The 15323-nt window shown below is 62.6% G+C and carries 13 protein-coding genes; 9 read left to right on the plus strand and 4 right to left on the minus strand.

The annotated features are described in order from the left end of the window. Nucleotides 1–14 precede the first annotated feature (14 nt). Genes ACTJKS_RS24470 through ACTJKS_RS24500 form a run of 7 tightly spaced genes read left to right on the plus strand, consistent with a single transcriptional unit; the run spans nt 15 to nt 6515 of the window. Entirely contained in the window at nt 15–1238 is a 1224-nt protein-coding gene (locus tag ACTJKS_RS24470) for a type II and III secretion system protein family protein (protein ID WP_086794445.1), read from the plus strand. Further along, on the plus strand, nt 1235–2425 hold the full coding sequence (locus ACTJKS_RS24475; protein WP_041068023.1) for a pilus assembly protein: 1191 nt from the start codon (nt 1235–1237) through the stop codon (nt 2423–2425). The genes ACTJKS_RS24470 and ACTJKS_RS24475 overlap by 4 nt, the downstream gene beginning before the upstream one ends. After that, nucleotides 2422–3690 carry a CpaF family protein gene (locus tag ACTJKS_RS24480; RefSeq protein ID WP_041068020.1) on the plus strand — a complete coding sequence of 423 codons (1269 nt, stop codon included), beginning with the start codon at nt 2422–2424 and terminating at the stop codon, nt 3688–3690. Before ACTJKS_RS24475 ends, ACTJKS_RS24480 begins: the two co-directional genes overlap by 4 nt. An 18-nt stretch (nt 3691–3708) precedes the next feature. Next, complete coding sequence (locus tag ACTJKS_RS24485) at nt 3709–4593, plus strand: type II secretion system F family protein (protein ID WP_108181587.1); 885 nt, start codon at nt 3709–3711, stop codon at nt 4591–4593. 1 nt (nt 4594) lies between these two features. Then, on the plus strand, nt 4595–5479 hold the full coding sequence (locus tag ACTJKS_RS24490; protein ID WP_041068014.1) for a type II secretion system F family protein: 885 nt from the start codon (nt 4595–4597) through the stop codon (nt 5477–5479). Nucleotides 5480–5502: 23 nt separating this feature from the next. After that, complete coding sequence (locus ACTJKS_RS24495; protein WP_041068011.1) at nt 5503–6225, plus strand: tetratricopeptide repeat protein; 723 nt, start codon at nt 5503–5505, stop codon at nt 6223–6225. A 17-nt stretch (nt 6226–6242) separates the two neighbouring features. Further along, nucleotides 6243–6515: a DUF3613 domain-containing protein gene (locus ACTJKS_RS24500; protein WP_041068008.1), complete on the plus strand. Its 273-nt coding sequence runs from the start codon at nt 6243–6245 to the stop codon at nt 6513–6515. Between the two features lie 66 nt (nt 6516–6581). Here the strand turns inward: ACTJKS_RS24500 and ACTJKS_RS24505 are convergent, their stop codons facing one another. From ACTJKS_RS24505 to ACTJKS_RS24520, 4 genes are all read right to left on the minus strand, one after another. Beyond that, the gene (locus ACTJKS_RS24505; RefSeq protein ID WP_108181588.1) at nt 6582–8252 is read right to left on the minus strand and encodes a ShlB/FhaC/HecB family hemolysin secretion/activation protein; all 1671 of its coding nucleotides are present in this window, start codon (nt 8250–8252) and stop codon (nt 6582–6584) included. Between the two features lie 134 nt (nt 8253–8386). Beyond that, nucleotides 8387–10138 (minus strand): collagen-like triple helix repeat-containing protein, encoded by a 1752-nt coding sequence (locus ACTJKS_RS24510; protein ID WP_108181589.1) that lies wholly within the window; start codon nt 10136–10138, stop codon nt 8387–8389. Nucleotides 10139–10439: 301 nt separating this feature from the next. Then, on the minus strand, nt 10440–11294 hold the full coding sequence (locus ACTJKS_RS24515) for a MaoC family dehydratase (RefSeq protein WP_108181590.1): 855 nt from the start codon (nt 11292–11294) through the stop codon (nt 10440–10442). Nucleotides 11295–11296: 2 nt separating this feature from the next. Continuing rightward, nucleotides 11297–12649 carry a 3-oxoacyl-ACP reductase gene (locus tag ACTJKS_RS24520; RefSeq protein ID WP_108181591.1) on the minus strand — a complete coding sequence of 451 codons (1353 nt, stop codon included), beginning with the start codon at nt 12647–12649 and terminating at the stop codon, nt 11297–11299. Nucleotides 12650–12884: 235 nt separating this feature from the next. On the opposite strand from ACTJKS_RS24520, the gene ACTJKS_RS24525 reads away from it, so the two are divergent. Then, a complete protein-coding gene (locus tag ACTJKS_RS24525; protein ID WP_108181592.1) occupies nt 12885–14162 on the plus strand; it encodes an acetyl-CoA C-acetyltransferase in 1278 nt (425 codons plus the stop codon). Nucleotides 14163–14396: 234 nt separating this feature from the next. Further along, the gene (locus ACTJKS_RS24530; protein ID WP_041067990.1) at nt 14397–15293 is read left to right on the plus strand and encodes a PA4780 family RIO1-like protein kinase; all 897 of its coding nucleotides are present in this window, start codon (nt 14397–14399) and stop codon (nt 15291–15293) included. Nucleotides 15294–15323 lie beyond the last annotated feature (30 nt).

Raw genomic sequence — 15323 nt, forward strand, 5'->3', positions numbered from 1 at the left:
AAGGATCCACGTGCATGCAGAGTCGATTCAGGCCGTTATTAAAACCGGTAGTCCCGGCCTTGATACTGATGGGACTGACGATGAACGCGGCCATCGCGGCCACCGGCAATTGCTCGGCGCTCGGTCGCCTGCCAGCGGTGATCGAGATCGGCGAAGGGTTCCAGCAGGACATCCAGTCGCCCGTGGCAATCACCCGGGTGGCCATCGGTGATCCGAAGATCGCCGATGTGCATGACACCGGCAGCGCTTCTTTTTTGCTCACTGGCGTGGCCCCCGGCGCGACCAGCCTGATGGTCTGGACCTCGTGCTCCAGTGAGCCGCGTCAGAGCATGGTGTTCGTGCAAGGCAGCGCCACAGCGGCGTTGACCAGCACCAGCAGACTGCCTTCCGATGACCCGACGCTGCCTTCGCAAGTGCAGACCGACATTCGCTTCGTCGAAGTCAGCCGCACCAAACTCAAGGAAGCCACGGCCTCTTTGATCGGCGTGCGCGGCAATTTTCTGTTTGGCTCGCCCGGCACGCTGCCCGATGTCGGTGGTGTGCCGACACCGAAGTTGCCGGTGAATAACGGCCAGTTCAATTTTTCCTGGATCGGCGGCAAGACCATGGCGATCATCAACGCGCTGGAAGGCAGCGGCTTTGCCTACACCCTCGCGCGGCCGAGTCTGGTCGCGCTGAGCGGGCAGAGCGCAAGCTTTCTGGCCGGTGGCGAAATCCCGATTCCGGTGCCCAGTTCCGGCAGCGATACGGTGACCATCGAGTACAAGGAGTTTGGCATCCGCCTGACCCTGACGCCGACCGTGATCGACCGCAATCGCGTGGCGCTGAAGGTCGCGCCGGAAGTCAGCGAACTGGATTACGCCAACGCCATCAATATCGCCGGCACCCCGGTGCCCGCCCTGACCGTACGCCGTACCGATACCAGCGTATCGCTGGCCGACGGCGAAAGTTTCGTCATCAGTGGCTTGATCAGCACCAGCAACACCTCGCAAGTGAACAAGTTTCCGGGGCTGGGTGATATCCCGGTGCTCGGCGCGTTTTTCCGTGATTCGCAGATCAAGCGCGAGGAGCGCGAACTGCTGATGATCGTCACCCCGCACCTGGTGCAGCCATTGGCGGCCGATGCGCAGCTGCCGTCGCTGCCGGGCGAAAAATTGCGCAACTACGACCCGAATTTCTACCGCATGTTCTTCCTCGAAAACGGCAACTTCGACAAGCGCAGTGGGTTGTCCCAATGAACCAGAACCTGAGCCAGACCTTTCTTGCGATCACCCGTAACAGCACCGATCTGGAGTGGCTGCAAGGCGCTCTCGCGCCGCTGGGCCAGGTGGTCAGCGCCGGGGCCGGGAGCCTGGACGAGTTGCTGGCGCTGGTCGATGTCACCTTCGCCAGCCTGGTGTTCGTCGGCCTCGACCGTGACCACGTGGTGGCGCAGAGTGCGTTGATCGAAGGTGCGCTGGAAGCCAAACCCATGCTCGCCATCGTTGCTCTGGGTGATGGCATGGACAACCAACTGGTGCTCAATGCGATGCGTGCCGGCGCCCGGGATTTCGTCGCGTACGGTTCGCGGGCCAGTGAGGTCGCCGGGCTGGTGCGGCGCCTGAACAAACGTTTGCCACCGGTGACCACCAACACCCAACTGGGTGGCCTCACCGTGTTGTACGGCACCCAGAGCAATTCCGACGGTGCGCTGCTGGCCAATCACATGGCGCTGGTGGTGCAAAAGAGCGGTCAGCAAACCTTGCTGCTGGATCTGGGCCTGCCCCGGGGCGACAGTCTGGCGCTGCTCGGGCTCGAGAGTTCGTTTCACTTCGGCGATGCCCTGCGCCACTTGCGCAGGCTCGATGCGACGTTGATCGACAGTGCCTTCACCAGCACGGAAGCCGGCCTGCGGATTCTGGCGTACGCCAGCAGCGACGAGCCGCTGGACAGTACCAGTGCCGCCGAGCTGTACATGTTGCTCAGCGCCTTGCGTCAACACTTCCAGCACATCGTCGTGAACCTCACCGGGCAGTCCGACAGTGAAGCCTTGCGCACGTTTGTCAGCCATTGCGACAAGCTGATCTGGTACACCGATCAGAACGTGCTCAACTGCCGTCGCAACCTTGCCGTGCTCAACCAGTGGCGCGAGAAAGGCATGAAACTCGACCACGCACGCTTGCTGGTGGACGGTTACTTGAGCAGCGTCGCCCCGGACGCCGAAACCCTTGGCAAGACCTTCAACCTGGAAGTGATCGCGGTGTTGGCAGCCAACGCTGAAGTGCGTTTGAACGCCAAGAACCAGGGCGTCAGCCTGTTCGAACTGGCCCCGCGGGAAAAACTCACACAAAGCCTGCGCACCCTCGGCGAACGCCTGGCCAAGCGCTCCGAGGGCCTGGCCAAACCGAAGGTCACCTGGTTCGACCGCTTGCGAGGCACCTCATGAGCGCGGAAAAACTGTTCGGCGCGGTACAGCACGGCGCGACCGGCAACACCGATCACGAAGGCCTGAAGCTGGTCCTGCATCGCTACATCATTGACGCCATCGAAGAGTCGGGGAAAAACCTGCTGGAAGGTTCGCGCCAGTTGCTGGCGCAATTTGTCACCGACAAGGTCGCCGAATACATCGCCCGTCTGCACCTGGCGATTTCCCGCTACGAGATGGAGCGCCTGGCCGAAGAAATCGTCGACGAACTCACCGGTTTCGGCCCGCTGGAGGTGCTGCTGCGCGATCCGTCGGTGACCGAGATTCTGGTCAACGGCCCGCACCGGGTGTTCATCGAGCGCGACGGCGTGCTGCATCAAAGTGACCTGCGCTTTATCGATGCGCATCACGTCGAGCGGGTCATGCAACGGATTCTCGCGCCGCTCGGGCGACGCCTCGACGAGTCCTCGCCGATGGTCGATGCACGCCTGCCGGATGGCAGTCGGGTCAACGCGATCATCCCGCCGATCGCTCTCGATGGCCCGTGCCTGTCGATTCGCAAGTTTCGCAAGGACATGCTCAAAAGCAGTGACCTGATGGCGATGCAGACCATCGATCTGGCGATTTTCGAGTTTCTTCAAGAGGCGGTGGGCAAGCGCTGCAACGTGCTCATCAGCGGCGGTACCGGCACCGGCAAGACCACGCTGCTGAACATCCTCAGCCAATTGATCAACCCCCACGAACGGCTGGTGACCATCGAAGACGTCGCCGAATTGCAGCTTGGCCACCCGCACGTCGTGCGCCTGGAAACCCGCCCGCCAAATGCCGAGGGTCACGGCGAAGTCAAGGCCAGCGACCTGATCCGCAACGCCCTGCGCATGCGTCCCGACCGGATCATCCTCGGCGAGATTCGTGGGGTCGAAGTGGTCGATGTACTGACCGCGATGAACACCGGCCACGACGGCTCGATGAGCACCGTGCACGCCAACAATGCGCAGGATGCGCTGCTGCGCCTGGAGACGCTGGTGGGGCTGACCGGACGCTCGATCGCCGAGCGCACACTGCGTCAGATGATCTGCGCCGCCCTCGACGTGATCATCCAGCTGACCCGCATGCCGGACGGCCGCCGCTGTGTCAGCGAGGTGGTGGAAGTGGTCGGCATCCGCGAAGACGTCTACGTCACCAACACCTTGTTTCGCCTTGATCGGCGTACCGGTTTCGGCTTCCTGCGCGAAGCGGTCAATCCGGCGGGCGACAAGTTGCGCCACGAGATGAACCTGAGCTGAGAGCATTGGACGCACATCATGATCGGACCGGCCATTCTCATCCTGCTTTGTCTGATTCTGCTCGGGCTGTCGATCTGGCTGTTCGTGCACGGCATCCACAAGAGCGGCAACGAACGGGTGCTCAATCGCCTTGCGGCAGGGCAGCCACAACTCGTTGCCCAGAAACCGGCGTGGGTCGGGTTCGAACGCATGTTCCTGCGAGCGGGGCTGGGCCGTCCCAACGAACGATTCGGCCTGTGGCTGACCTTGTGGGGCGTGGCCATTGCCCTCGGGTATCTGCTGGCGAGCTGGATCGGTCTGCTGACGATGCTGTTGGCACCGCCGCTGATTCTGCGTCTGTACATGTCCTGGCGGTACCACCGGCGGATCAAACGCATGATCGAGCAGTTACCGCAGTTGCTCGACTACACCGTGCGCAGTCTCAAGTCCGGCCGCACCCTGAGTGACGCGGTCATGGGCGGCATCGAGTCGAGTGACGATCCGCTGAAAGAAGCCATGGGCCGGGTGCAGCGCAACGTGCAACTGGGCGTCAATCTGCCGGATGCGGTCAGTGACTTTGCCGAGCTTTATGAACAGGACGAATTGCGCATGTTCGCCCTCGGCCTGAAGGTCAATCATCGCTATGGCGGCAATGCCAGCGAGTTGCTGGAGAACCTGATCAAGTTGATCCGCGAGCGTGACCAGGGTGCCCGGCAACTGCGCGCGCTCACCGGCGAAACGCGTATGACGGCCTGGGTGCTGGGTTCGCTGCCGGTGATCCTGGTGGGCTACTTCATGCTGACCAATCCCGGTTACATGCTTGGCATGTGGCACGACGGCGGTGGGCGGACCATGTTGATCATCGCCGTGGTGTTGCAAGTGACCGGCTGCCTGGCGCTGTGGCGCATGTTGCGGAGTGTTTGACATGGTCTATCTCGCCGCTCTGATGCTGCTGCTCGGCGCGCTGTTGCTGGTGGTCAATCACCTGCTGACGGAGCGGCGTCGGGTGCGCCAGGTCAACCAGCGGTTGCAGGGGCATCTGGTGCGCGAGAACCGTTTCGGCAACTGGCTGCGAGCGCTGGGCAACAGCAAGTTCGGCCAGCGTTCGGTGAGCATCGACAGTGAAACCCAGACCCTGCTCAGCCGGCTCGGCTGGCGCCGCGCCAGTGAGCGTTCGCTGTACGCCGCGTGCCAGATCGGCACACCGCTGTTGGCGCTGGGGCTGGCGCTGTTTCTGCAGGAAGTGTTTTTTCCGCACGCGGCCAACGGCTGGCTGGTGCCCATGCTGGCCACCGGTGCCGGCTATTTGCTGCCCAAGCGAGTGCTGGCGTACGCCGCCGGGCGTCGACAGAAAGCCATCGCCGTGGAAATCTCCACGTTCATCCCGTTGCTGCGCATCCTGTTCGAGTCGGGCATGGCGGTCGAACAAGCCCTGCGCGTGCTCAGCAGCGAAGGACAGAAACTGCTGCCGGAACTGACCCGCGAACTGCGCCTGATTCTGGCCAGGGTCGATTCGGGACTGGAGTTGGGGCAGGAACTGAACAAGGCCTCGGTGATGCTCGCCGTCGATGAATTCACCGACACCTGCGTGATCTTGCAACAGCTGATTCAGCAGGGCGGCGGGGCGATGAAATCGTTGCTGGCGCTCAAACAATTGCTCGACGACCGGCGCCTGACCCGACTGCAGGAATACATCTCGAAAATGTCGGCGAAGATGTCGGTGGTGATGATGCTGTTTCTGTTTCCTGCCTTGCTGATCGTACTGGCCGGCCCGGGGTTCACCGCGATTACCCGGGCGTTTGCAAACTGACGTGGGCTCATGGAGAGCGTTTGATGAAAGCACTGATTGTCGTGGCAAGTCTGTTGATGCTCGGTGGCTGTGCCACTGACGGCCAGGCACCGTGGTCGGCAATGCTGGCGCCGAGCAGTTGCAGCAAGCTCGACTCCGAACAGGAACTGGCCCTGAACCTGGCGGATGATCTGGCCAACGACGGCAAGCTGCACGCCAGCCTGGCCAACCTGCAAAGCCTGCCCGACAACCTGGTCGAGGTGCGCTTGCGCAAGGCCAGGGTTTACCGCTTGCTCGGGCGCAACGAGGCCGAGCCGCTGTATCGCGGCCTGCTCGGCACGTGCCTGACGGCGGACGCCGAACATGGCCTGGGGCAAATCTATGCCGCCCGTGGCGATAACGGTCAGGCCCAGGCGCACCTGCAGCGCGCGGTGCGTCTGGCGCCAACCAATGACAAGATCCGCAACGACCTCGGCGTGGTCTACCTCAACCAGTTGCGTCTTGAGGACGCGCGCTTCGAATTCCTTACCGCTATTGAACTCAAGCAGAACGATCAACTGGCTCCGCTGAATCTGGTGACCTTGCTGCTCTACCAGAACAACTGGCAGCAAGCCGCCGAAGTCGTCAGCCGCGCGCACCTGACGCCGGAGCAATTCTCCGAAGCCCAGGCCCGTGCGGAAAAACTCAAGGTGCCGGCCAAGGCCCCGACCGCGGCCGGTAATCAAGTGGCGGTGGTGGCTGACCCACAACCGTCGACGCTCAAGTGACATTCCGGGAGATCACCATGAACACCGTGCACCGCCTAAGCTGCCTGATACTGCTGAGCCTGCCGCTAGCAGCCCAGGCCATCGACGCCGGCCCGGCCTCGGCGCAGCAACAGGAAACCGAAGGCTGGCTGGTGCTGCAAAGCCGTAACCAGGCGGCCTCGACGAAACCGCAAACCGCTACGGCGGCCGAGCGGGAACAGGCGATGCAGCGCTGGCTGAAGAAGTACAAGTACGAGATCCCGGACTTCTACGACCCGGACGCGGGCGGCAAGATCGAGACCAAGAACTAGGTTGCTGGCGAGGCTCAATCCATTGCGCCATCGCCGCTAAAGCGGCGTTGACGCAATGGCTGTGGTCTACAACTGATAGCTGAAACTGATGCTGTAGCGCGCCCGACGATTGAACGTATCCAGCGCCTCATCGGACATCGGCTTGGCGGCCTCCAATGCAATGTTGTAGTACTTGGCATCGCCAAAGCGCAGCCCCACTGCCGCCGATGACAGATCGTTGCTCTGTACCGCGAGCTTGTTGAACCAGGTTTTCGAACGGTCCAGCACCACATATGGCTGCAGGATGCGCACCCAGTTGCCGTCGCGGTTGAAGCTGTAGTTGACCTCGTAGGCCGCGCCCCAGCCTTTATCCCCCGACGCCTGATCGTCCGGGTAACCACGGCCGAAATTCTGCCCGCCGAACACGGCGCGTTCGCTGTCGGGCAAGGTGTCATCGCTCCAGTACAACGCGGCCGACAACACGCCTTGCCAGTTGTCGAAGAACTTGTCGCTCTGCACGCCGGAGAGGCGCAGGCGCAGGAAGTTCAGGTCCAGTGCCGGGTTGTTGGAATGTGCGCCCATGCTGTCCAGCCCCTGATACAAGCCGCCACTGACAATCCGCAGTTGCCGGGCGTCGCTCTTGCGCCAGTCGCTTTCGAACGCGAGGGCGCGTACGTCAGTGCGTTCCTCGATGCTCAACGGGTAGCCAACCACCTTGTAGCGGTTGGTGCTATCGACCGCATACAGCCGCGCGCCGGCATTGAGCAGTTCGTTGGCCGCAGCGATGAACGGGTGACTGACACCGATTGAGTAACGGTCGTCTTCCTTGTGCGGCTTGAGTTCGAAGCCATCGCTGGTGAGCACATTGGTGCCCGGATCGGCCCGGTAGCGGGAGGCAAACAGGCTCAGTTGCGTGCCTTCGCTGTTGAGGAACTGGTTGTAGTCCAGTCGGTAGTAATACTCGTGGTCATCCCCCGGCGGAAACAGCCCGCTGAGGGTCAATTGCTCGCCCATGGCGGTCTGCGAGTTGCTGCTGACCCCGAGCAACGCCTGGGTGCCATTGCGGTTGTCTTCGGTGGTGCTCAGGGTGCTGGTGATCGGTTTGCGGCTGGCCTGGGCCACCAGCGTCGTGGCGCCGTCGGTGGTGCCGGGCGGCGGCACTTGCGCCTGGATGGTCACGCCGGGGATGCGGGTTATCAAGGTGGTGTAGCGTTCGAAGGTCTTGCGGGTCAGCGGACGTTCGGCCTGGATTTTGGCTGCCAGTTCGTCGAGCAGGCCTTTGACCCGGCCGACATCGCCTTGTACCTGCACATCGCGCACATAACCCTCCACTAGCACGACCCGCGCCACGCCATCGTCGAAACGCTGTTGCGGCAGGAACGCATAGGACAGCAAGTAGCCGTCCTGCTGATAGCGGCGAGTGATGTTGCGTGTGGCTTCGATCAGATCGGCGAGGCTGGTCTGGTGGCCGATCAGGGGTTTGTAGACTTCGGCCAGTTCGTTGAGCGGGTAGATCGTGCCGCCCTCGATTTGCACGGTTTTCAGATTGATCCTGGTCTCCATCAACAACGGTTGCGCAGCCGCGGCGCCCGGGTCGGGTACTTGCAGGGGCGTGGCGGCGGGGCGATAGGCATCGGCCGGCAGGTTGGGCACGGGCAGGTTACGCGTGGTTTCGTTGCTGTTGAGAAAACTGGGCAGGGTGTCGGCGAGGGCGGCGGAACTGAGACTGAGGAACAGCAGGGATGCCATTACGCGCATAGGACACTCCATGGTCAGATCACAGCGCTGGGCTGAATTTTTCCTAAGAAAAAAGCGGAAGACTCGTGGGAATCTTCCGCCCTCAACCAAGCGTAGGCGCTGTAGGTGAGGCCGTCGAATCGGCCAGGTGCAATTTAGCGTTTGGTGCCTCCAAGGGTGCCGGTCAGGCCACCGAGTACACCGCCCAGGCCACCGGTTGCGGTGCCGCCAGTGGCGGTAGTGGCGGTAGTGGCGGTAGTGGCAGTGCCGCCATTGAGCAGGCCGCCAACTGTGGATACGACGCCGCCGACTCCACCGGTAGTGCCGCTGGTACCTCCGTTAAGCAGGCCGCCGACCGAGGCGACAGTGGCGCCAACATTGTTGACCACGCCGCCGACGGCGGTTGTAACCGGGTTATTGGTGGCTGCAATGGTGGTGCCGATGCTGCTGACAGCGCCGCCGACCTGGCCGGTGAGGCCTGCGACCGGTGCGCCCAGACCTGTCGTGGCTCCGACTTGTTGGGTCACGCTGGTCACGGCGCTCGTGACCGGATTCAGCCCTGCACCCACAGTGGCTCCCACTGTCGCGAGCGGCGAGGTGGTGGCGGTGATCGGCGTGCCCGATCCGCCGAGAACAGTGTTGACCGAGGCGATGGTGTTGCCCAGGGACGCGGTGGTGACGCCCGCGGCGCTGACCGCGCCGTTGGTGTTGCCGGCGTTCAAACCAGAACCGACGTTAACCACGGCACCGCCTACGGTTTGCAGCAGGCCGGTCCCGCCGAGGCCGCCGCCCAATCCACCACCAGAGCCGGTGCCGTTGTCCACCAGCCCGCCGGCCTTGGCGACTGTGGTGCCGACGTTGCTCAGCGCGCCGCCGACCGTGCTGGTCAGTGCGTTACCGTTACCGGCCCCGGTGACTTGACCGCCCAACCCTTTCACTGCACCACCCACTTGGCCGATGACACCGTTGAGCGGAGCACCGAGTCCGGTCGCGCTGCCCACTTTGTCGGTGGTGCTTTCAACCATCGCGATGACCGGGACAAGGCTGTTACCGACATTTTTGGTCACCGAACCTAGCGGTCCGGTGGTAGTAGCCAGGCTCAGGGTGTCGCCGAGCATGGTGACTTTCTCACCGACACCGTCGAGTACCGGTGCAACTTTGGTGACCACGCCGCCGACTACCGGGACACTGCCGGTAGCGGTCGACAGCTTGCCGCTCAGGTCCGAGACGCCGTCGCCGACATCGGCGACCACTCCGCCGACCGATGACGCGGTAACGCCCAGACCATTGTCGACCTTGCCCAATTTGCCAATGCCGTTGGTCACGCCATCACCCAGGGTGCTGACTACATTGCCGGCGGTATTCGCTGCGCTTTGCACGACGCCACCGACCACCGGAACAGTGCTCAGCGAGTCACCAACCGTACCGACGCCATCGCCAACGCCGCTGACCGTTTTACCGACATCCTGTAACAGGGTGGTGGTCACCAGCGGGTTAGTCGTCGGGTTGGTCGGGCCGGTCGGGTCAGTTCCACCTGTTCCGCCGGTGCCGCCAGTGCCGCCGGTACCCCCGGTTCCTCCAGTGCCACCGGTGCCACCGGTGCCGGTGCCGCCAGTTCCACCGGTACCGCCTGTACCACCAGTGCCGGCGGTATCAGTCCCACCGGTTCCTCCCGTTCCGCCGGTGCCTGCGGTTCCACCGGTCCCACCGGTCCCGGTATCCGAACCACCGGTACCTCCCGTACCGCTCGTGCCACCACTGCCACCCGCGCCTGCTGCCGCGCTGTCTGGGGACGAACTGCCGGAACTGCTGTGATGGCCGCCACCGCCGCTGCTGCAGCCCGCGAGGCCAAGGGAGAGGATCAATGCCAGAGCTGTTGCCGATTTGCACCACACTTGAGTTTTCATGATTGAGATTCCTTGCACCTGTAACAACATTCGTCGTTTTCGATGGCTCACCCGTCTGTCGCCGGTGATGCCTCGTCCGTGGTGTCAATCTCGATCGCGTCGCGGCTTGCCGCCATTCTCAAGTTGGTATTAACGCCTTTATATATAAGGCGCCGCGCAGTGCCTAAGGACTAATACCCAGGATATAAACGCGCAAAAAAAAGCCTTGAAAATCAAGGCTGGGAGTTTTCCAGGGGGCCGCGTGAAGGGCGGAAAAACTTAAGTGATATATACACAATTTACAGGCTTGCCCGGGGTGGAATCAGGCAACCGGTTGCCACTGACCAACCATATGCTCCAGATCGCCAGCACCGATCAGGCGTAATTCGCCACTCGACCCTGCCGCACTCGCCAGCAACGAAACCTCGCTGGGCAAACGCACCGGTTTGCGAAAGTGCACGACGATTTCCAGGTTGGCTTTTGGCAAGTGATCGGCCAGTGCCGCAAGGGTTCGTGCCTTGTTCCACAAGCCGTGAGCAATCGCCGTGGGAAAACCGAACAGCCTGGCACTGGCGGCGCTCAGGTGAATCGGGTTGTAGTCGCCCGAGACCTTGGCGTACTGCCGACCGATATCGGCCGGCGCTTTCCACTGCGCCACCTGGGTCAGGGCCTGCGCAGGTTCCCACTGTTGTTCGACCGGTTCGCCGTCGAGTTTCACGCCACGACAAAGCATCTGGCTTTCGGCTTCCCACAGCGGCCCGAGTTGATCATCGAGGGTGGTCAACACATCGAAGGTTGCCCCTTTGGGATGTGGCTGCAGGTTGTGCACGCGGACGCTGACTTGTGCGCGACTGATTCCGCCCATCGGCCGCCATACACGGATGCGGTTGCTCAGATGAATCAACCCCAGCAGCGGGAACGGAAAATCCTTCTGCGTGAGCAATTGCATTTGCAGGGCGAACGCGAGGATGTGTGGATAAGTCGGCGGCAGCAGGCCGTCATCGGCAAAGCCGCAAACCTTGCGATAGGCCGCCAGCTTCTGGCCGTCGACATCGATCCAGCAGCGCAAGCCGCTGTCGGGCAGTCGGGTGCCGGTGATCTTGCGCCTTGTCGCGGCCCGCGCATACAGGCCGGGCAGGCTCGGTTCGCGGTCGAGGGTGTGCCATTCAATGCTCATGTCTACGCCCCCAGAACACTTTGTCCACAGACCCGCAGCGCCTGGCCAGTGAACGCGCCAGTGCCCGGTTGGGCCAGCCAAGCCACGGCTTCGGCGACGTCTTGCGGCAAACCGCCCTGGCCCAACGAACTCATGCGTCGCCCGGCCTCACGCAGGCCGAACGGAATGTGCGCGGTCATCTGGGTTTCGATGAAACCCGGCGCCACGGCGTTGATGCTGATGCCGCGTTCGTGCAGCGTCGGCGCCCAGGCCTGAGCCAGGCCGATCAGCCCGGCCTTGCTCGCGGCGTAGTTGGTCTGTCCGCGATTGCCGGCGATGCCGCTGATCGAGGCCAGTAGAATGACCCGCGCGTTGTCGTGCAAGGTGCCGCTGTCGAGCAGGGCCTTGGTCAGCACCTGCGGCGCATGGAGGTTGACCGCCAGCACCGCATCCCAGAATTCCGGGGTCATGTTGGCCAGGGTCTTGTCGCGGGTGATCCCGGCGTTGTGCACCAGAATGTCGAGACCGTCCGGCAGTTGTTCGATCAATTGCGCAGCGGCGTCTTCAGCGCAAATGTCGAGGGTGATAGCGCGGCCGCCTAGCCGTGCGGCGAGGGCTTCCAGATCGGTCCTGGCCGGCGGCACGTCGAGCAGAATCACCTCGGCGCCATCGCGGGCCAGGGTTTCGGCGATGGATGCGCCGATCCCGCGAGCTGCCCCGGTGACCAACGCTTTGCGTCCGGCCAATGGCCGGGTCCAGTCGGTGACTGGCGTGGCGCACGCGGTCAGGCGAATCACCTGCCCGGAGATGAAGGCACTTTTCGGCGAGAGGAAAAACCGCAGCGGGCCTTCCAGTTGCTCTTCGGCGCCCTCACCGACATAAATCAGTTGCAGCGTACCGCCGCTGCGCAGCTCCTTGGCCAGCGAGCGCGAGAAACCTTCCAGTGCCCGTTGTGCGCTGGAGGCAAAGGGATCGCGCAGGGTTTCCGGAGCGCGGCCGAGAATCACCAGGTGCGCACTGTGGTCGAGGTTTTTCATCAGCGGCTGGAAGAATTCGCGCAGCTGTTTGAGCTGGTCGGTGTGCTGCAGGTCGCTGGCGTCGAACACCACGGCCTTGAGTTTCGGCCCGTGCCCGGGAATCCACGCGGTGGCCAGCGACGGTTCGGTGCCGTAGCTGTAGATCGCATCGGTCAGGCGGTTGGCGAATGCAATGACCCGCTCGGCCAGCGGCCCGCCGCCGATCAACAGCGCACCGTCTACCGGCCGCAGGCGCCCGGCCTGCCAGCGTTCCAGCCGCACCGGCGACGGCAGGCCCAACGCCCCGACCAGACGATGGCCGATGGATGAGTTGGCGAAGTCGATATAGCGGTCAGACATGGAACGCTCTCCAAAAGTTGGGGTTCAAAGTGTGGACTACCAACGGCAATCAATCGTTCGATCCACGCAATAAGGCCTACGCTTGAACAGCAGAGTAGACCACCGTCCCTGTGGGAGCTGGCTTGCCAGCGATGGCGCGTGTCAGCCACTGGAAATGCTGGATGTGCCGGCCCTATCGCTGGCAAGCCAGCTCCCACAGGGATTTCCATGAATTCGGATCAACAAGGAGCTTTTCATGAGTCAGCTGCGCCGCGTCGCCATCATCGGTGGTAACCGTATTCCTTTCGCCCGCTCCAACGGGCCGTACGCCACCGCCAGCAATCAGGTGATGCTCACTGCTGCCCTGGAAGGCCTGATCGAACGCTACAACCTGCACGGCCAGCGCATTGGCGAAGTGGTTGCCGGTGCGGTGCTTAAATTGTCACGGGATATGAATCTGACCCGAGAATGTGTGCTCGGCTCGCGGCTGTCACCGGCCACCCCGGCCTATGACATTCAGCAAGCCTGCGGCACCGGGCTGGAAGCGGCGCTGCTGGTGGCGAACAAAATCGCCCTCGGCCAGATCGATTGCGGCATCGCTGGCGGCGTTGATACCACGTCGGACGCGCCGATCAGCATCAGCGAAGGCTTGCGCAAAATCCTTCTGCAGGCCAACCGCGCCAAGACCACCGGCGACAAGCTGAAAACCTTTCTGCAACTGCGCCCAAGGCACCTGATCCCGGAATTTCCGCGTAATGGCGAGCCACGCACCGGCCTGTCGATGGGCCAGCACTGCGAATTGATGGCGCAGACCTGGAACATTCCTCGTGAAGAGCAGGATCAACTGGCCCTCGAAAGCCATCACAAACTCGCCGCGTCCTACAGCGAAGGCTGGCACAACGACCTGATGACGCCGTTTCTCGGCCTGACCCGCGACAACAACCTGCGCCCGGACCTGACCCTGGAAAAACTCGCCACGCTCAAACCTGCCTTCGAAAAAAGCCCGAAGGGGACGCTGACGGCGGGCAACTCCACGCCGCTCACCGACGGTGCCTCGGTGGTGCTGCTGGGCAGTGAAGAATGGGCGAAAGAGCGTGGTTTGCCGATCCTTGCCTATCTGCGTGACGGCGAAGCGGCGGCCGTGGATTTCGTCAACGGCGCCGAAGGGCTGTTGATGGCACCGGTGTATGCGGTGCCGCGTCTGCTGGCGCGCAATGGCCTGACCTTGCAGGACTTCGACTACTACGAGATTCACGAAGCGTTCGCCGCGCAGGTGCTGTGCACGCTCAAGGCCTGGGAAGACCCCGAATACTGCAAGACCCGTCTTGGACTGGATGCGCCGCTCGGTTCAATCGATCGCAGCCGCTTGAATGTCAAAGGCAGCTCGCTGGCGGCGGGGCATCCGTTTGCTGCGACGGGCGGGCGGATTGTCGCCAATCTGGCGAAATTGCTGGATGCGGCGGGCAAAGGCAGAGGACTGATCTCGATCTGCGCTGCCGGCGGCCAGGGTGTCACCGCAATCATCGAACGCTGAGCGCAATTCCCCCGGGGAAATGCAGGCGATGTCAGATTCTGTCGCAAATGCCCTCGACGCCCGATCACTACAAGTCCGGTGGGCTCGGCTATGATCGGCAGCGGTCGATTATTTCGGCACAGTGTGTGCATCCACAGGGTTCACAGGTCGGCAACCCCTCCCCGTAGCGCGAGGATTGCCGTATAACGAGTGACATTCGCGTGTTTGGTAATAAAGGACCCACAATAAAAGCTGATGAAGACTCCAAAACGCATTGAACCCCTGATCGAAGACGGTCTGGTCGACGAAGTGCTGCGCCCACTCATGAGTGGTAAAGAAGCAGCTGTTTATGTGGTGCGCTGCGGTAACCAGTTACGTTGCGCGAAGGTCTACAAGGAGGCGAACAAACGCAGTTTCCGCCAGGCAGCCGAGTATCAGGAAGGGCGCAAGGTGCGTAACAGCCGGCAGGCGCGGGCGATGGCCAAGGGTTCGAAATTCGGTCGCAAGGAGACCGAGGACGCCTGGCAGAACGCCGAAGTCGCGGCGCTGTTCCGCTTGGCAGGAGCTGGCGTGCGAGTGCCCAAGCCGTATGATTTTCTCGATGGCGTGCTGCTGATGGAGCTGGTGGCCGACGAATACGGTGATGCCGCGCCGCGTCTGAACGACGTGGTGCTGGAGCCGGATCAGGCCCGCGAATATCACGCGTTCCTGATCTCGCAGATCGTGTTGATGTTGTGTACCGGTCTGGTGCACGGTGACCTCTCGGAGTTCAACGTGCTGCTGACCCCGACAGGTCCTGTGATCATCGACCTGCCGCAGGCAGTGGATGCCGCCGGTAACAACCACGCGTTCAGCATGCTGGAGCGTGATGTGGGCAACATGGCTTCGTACTTCGGGCGCTTTGCCCCGGAGCTGAAGAAAACCCGTTACGCGAAAGAAATGTGGGCGCTGTACGAAGCCGGCACCTTGCACCCGAACAGTGTGCTGACCGGCGAGTTCGACGATCCTGAGGACCTGGCCGACGTTGGCGGAGTGTTGCGCGAGATCGAAGCGGCGCGTCTGGATGAAGAGCGCAAGCAGGCGATCCGTGCCGCCGACGATGCGCCCAAAGGCAAGTCCGACGAACCACCGCCGCCACCGTGGATGCAGTAAGCGCTTGAACAGAAACCCGGCTTCGGCCGG

This window comes from Pseudomonas sp. 22189 (assembly GCF_052045635.1).
In the GTDB taxonomy this organism is placed as follows: Bacteria; Pseudomonadota; Gammaproteobacteria; order Pseudomonadales; family Pseudomonadaceae; genus Aquipseudomonas; species Aquipseudomonas parakoreensis.

Bases quoted from the DNA above. Each gene is read 5' to 3' on its own strand.
- ACTJKS_RS24505 (WP_108181588.1), bottom strand. From the start codon at position 8,252: ATGCGCGTAATGGCATCCCTGCTGTTCCTCAGTCTCAGTTCCGCCGCC.
- ACTJKS_RS24475 (WP_041068023.1), top strand. From the start codon at position 1,235: ATGAACCAGAACCTGAGCCAGACCTTTCTTGCGATCACCCGTAACAGC.
- ACTJKS_RS24525 (WP_108181592.1), top strand. From the start codon at position 12,885: ATGAGTCAGCTGCGCCGCGTCGCCATCATCGGTGGTAACCGTATTCCT.
- ACTJKS_RS24490 (WP_041068014.1), top strand. From the start codon at position 4,595: ATGGTCTATCTCGCCGCTCTGATGCTGCTGCTCGGCGCGCTGTTGCTG.
- ACTJKS_RS24515 (WP_108181590.1), bottom strand. From the start codon at position 11,294: ATGAGCATTGAATGGCACACCCTCGACCGCGAACCGAGCCTGCCCGGC.
- ACTJKS_RS24485 (WP_108181587.1), top strand. From the start codon at position 3,709: ATGATCGGACCGGCCATTCTCATCCTGCTTTGTCTGATTCTGCTCGGG.
- ACTJKS_RS24495 (WP_041068011.1), top strand. From the start codon at position 5,503: ATGAAAGCACTGATTGTCGTGGCAAGTCTGTTGATGCTCGGTGGCTGT.
- ACTJKS_RS24480 (WP_041068020.1), top strand. From the start codon at position 2,422: ATGAGCGCGGAAAAACTGTTCGGCGCGGTACAGCACGGCGCGACCGGC.
- ACTJKS_RS24520 (WP_108181591.1), bottom strand. From the start codon at position 12,649: ATGTCTGACCGCTATATCGACTTCGCCAACTCATCCATCGGCCATCGT.
- ACTJKS_RS24510 (WP_108181589.1), bottom strand. From the start codon at position 10,138: ATGAAAACTCAAGTGTGGTGCAAATCGGCAACAGCTCTGGCATTGATC.
- ACTJKS_RS24500 (WP_041068008.1), top strand. From the start codon at position 6,243: ATGAACACCGTGCACCGCCTAAGCTGCCTGATACTGCTGAGCCTGCCG.
- ACTJKS_RS24470 (WP_086794445.1), top strand. From the start codon at position 15: ATGCAGAGTCGATTCAGGCCGTTATTAAAACCGGTAGTCCCGGCCTTG.
- ACTJKS_RS24530 (WP_041067990.1), top strand. From the start codon at position 14,397: ATGAAGACTCCAAAACGCATTGAACCCCTGATCGAAGACGGTCTGGTC.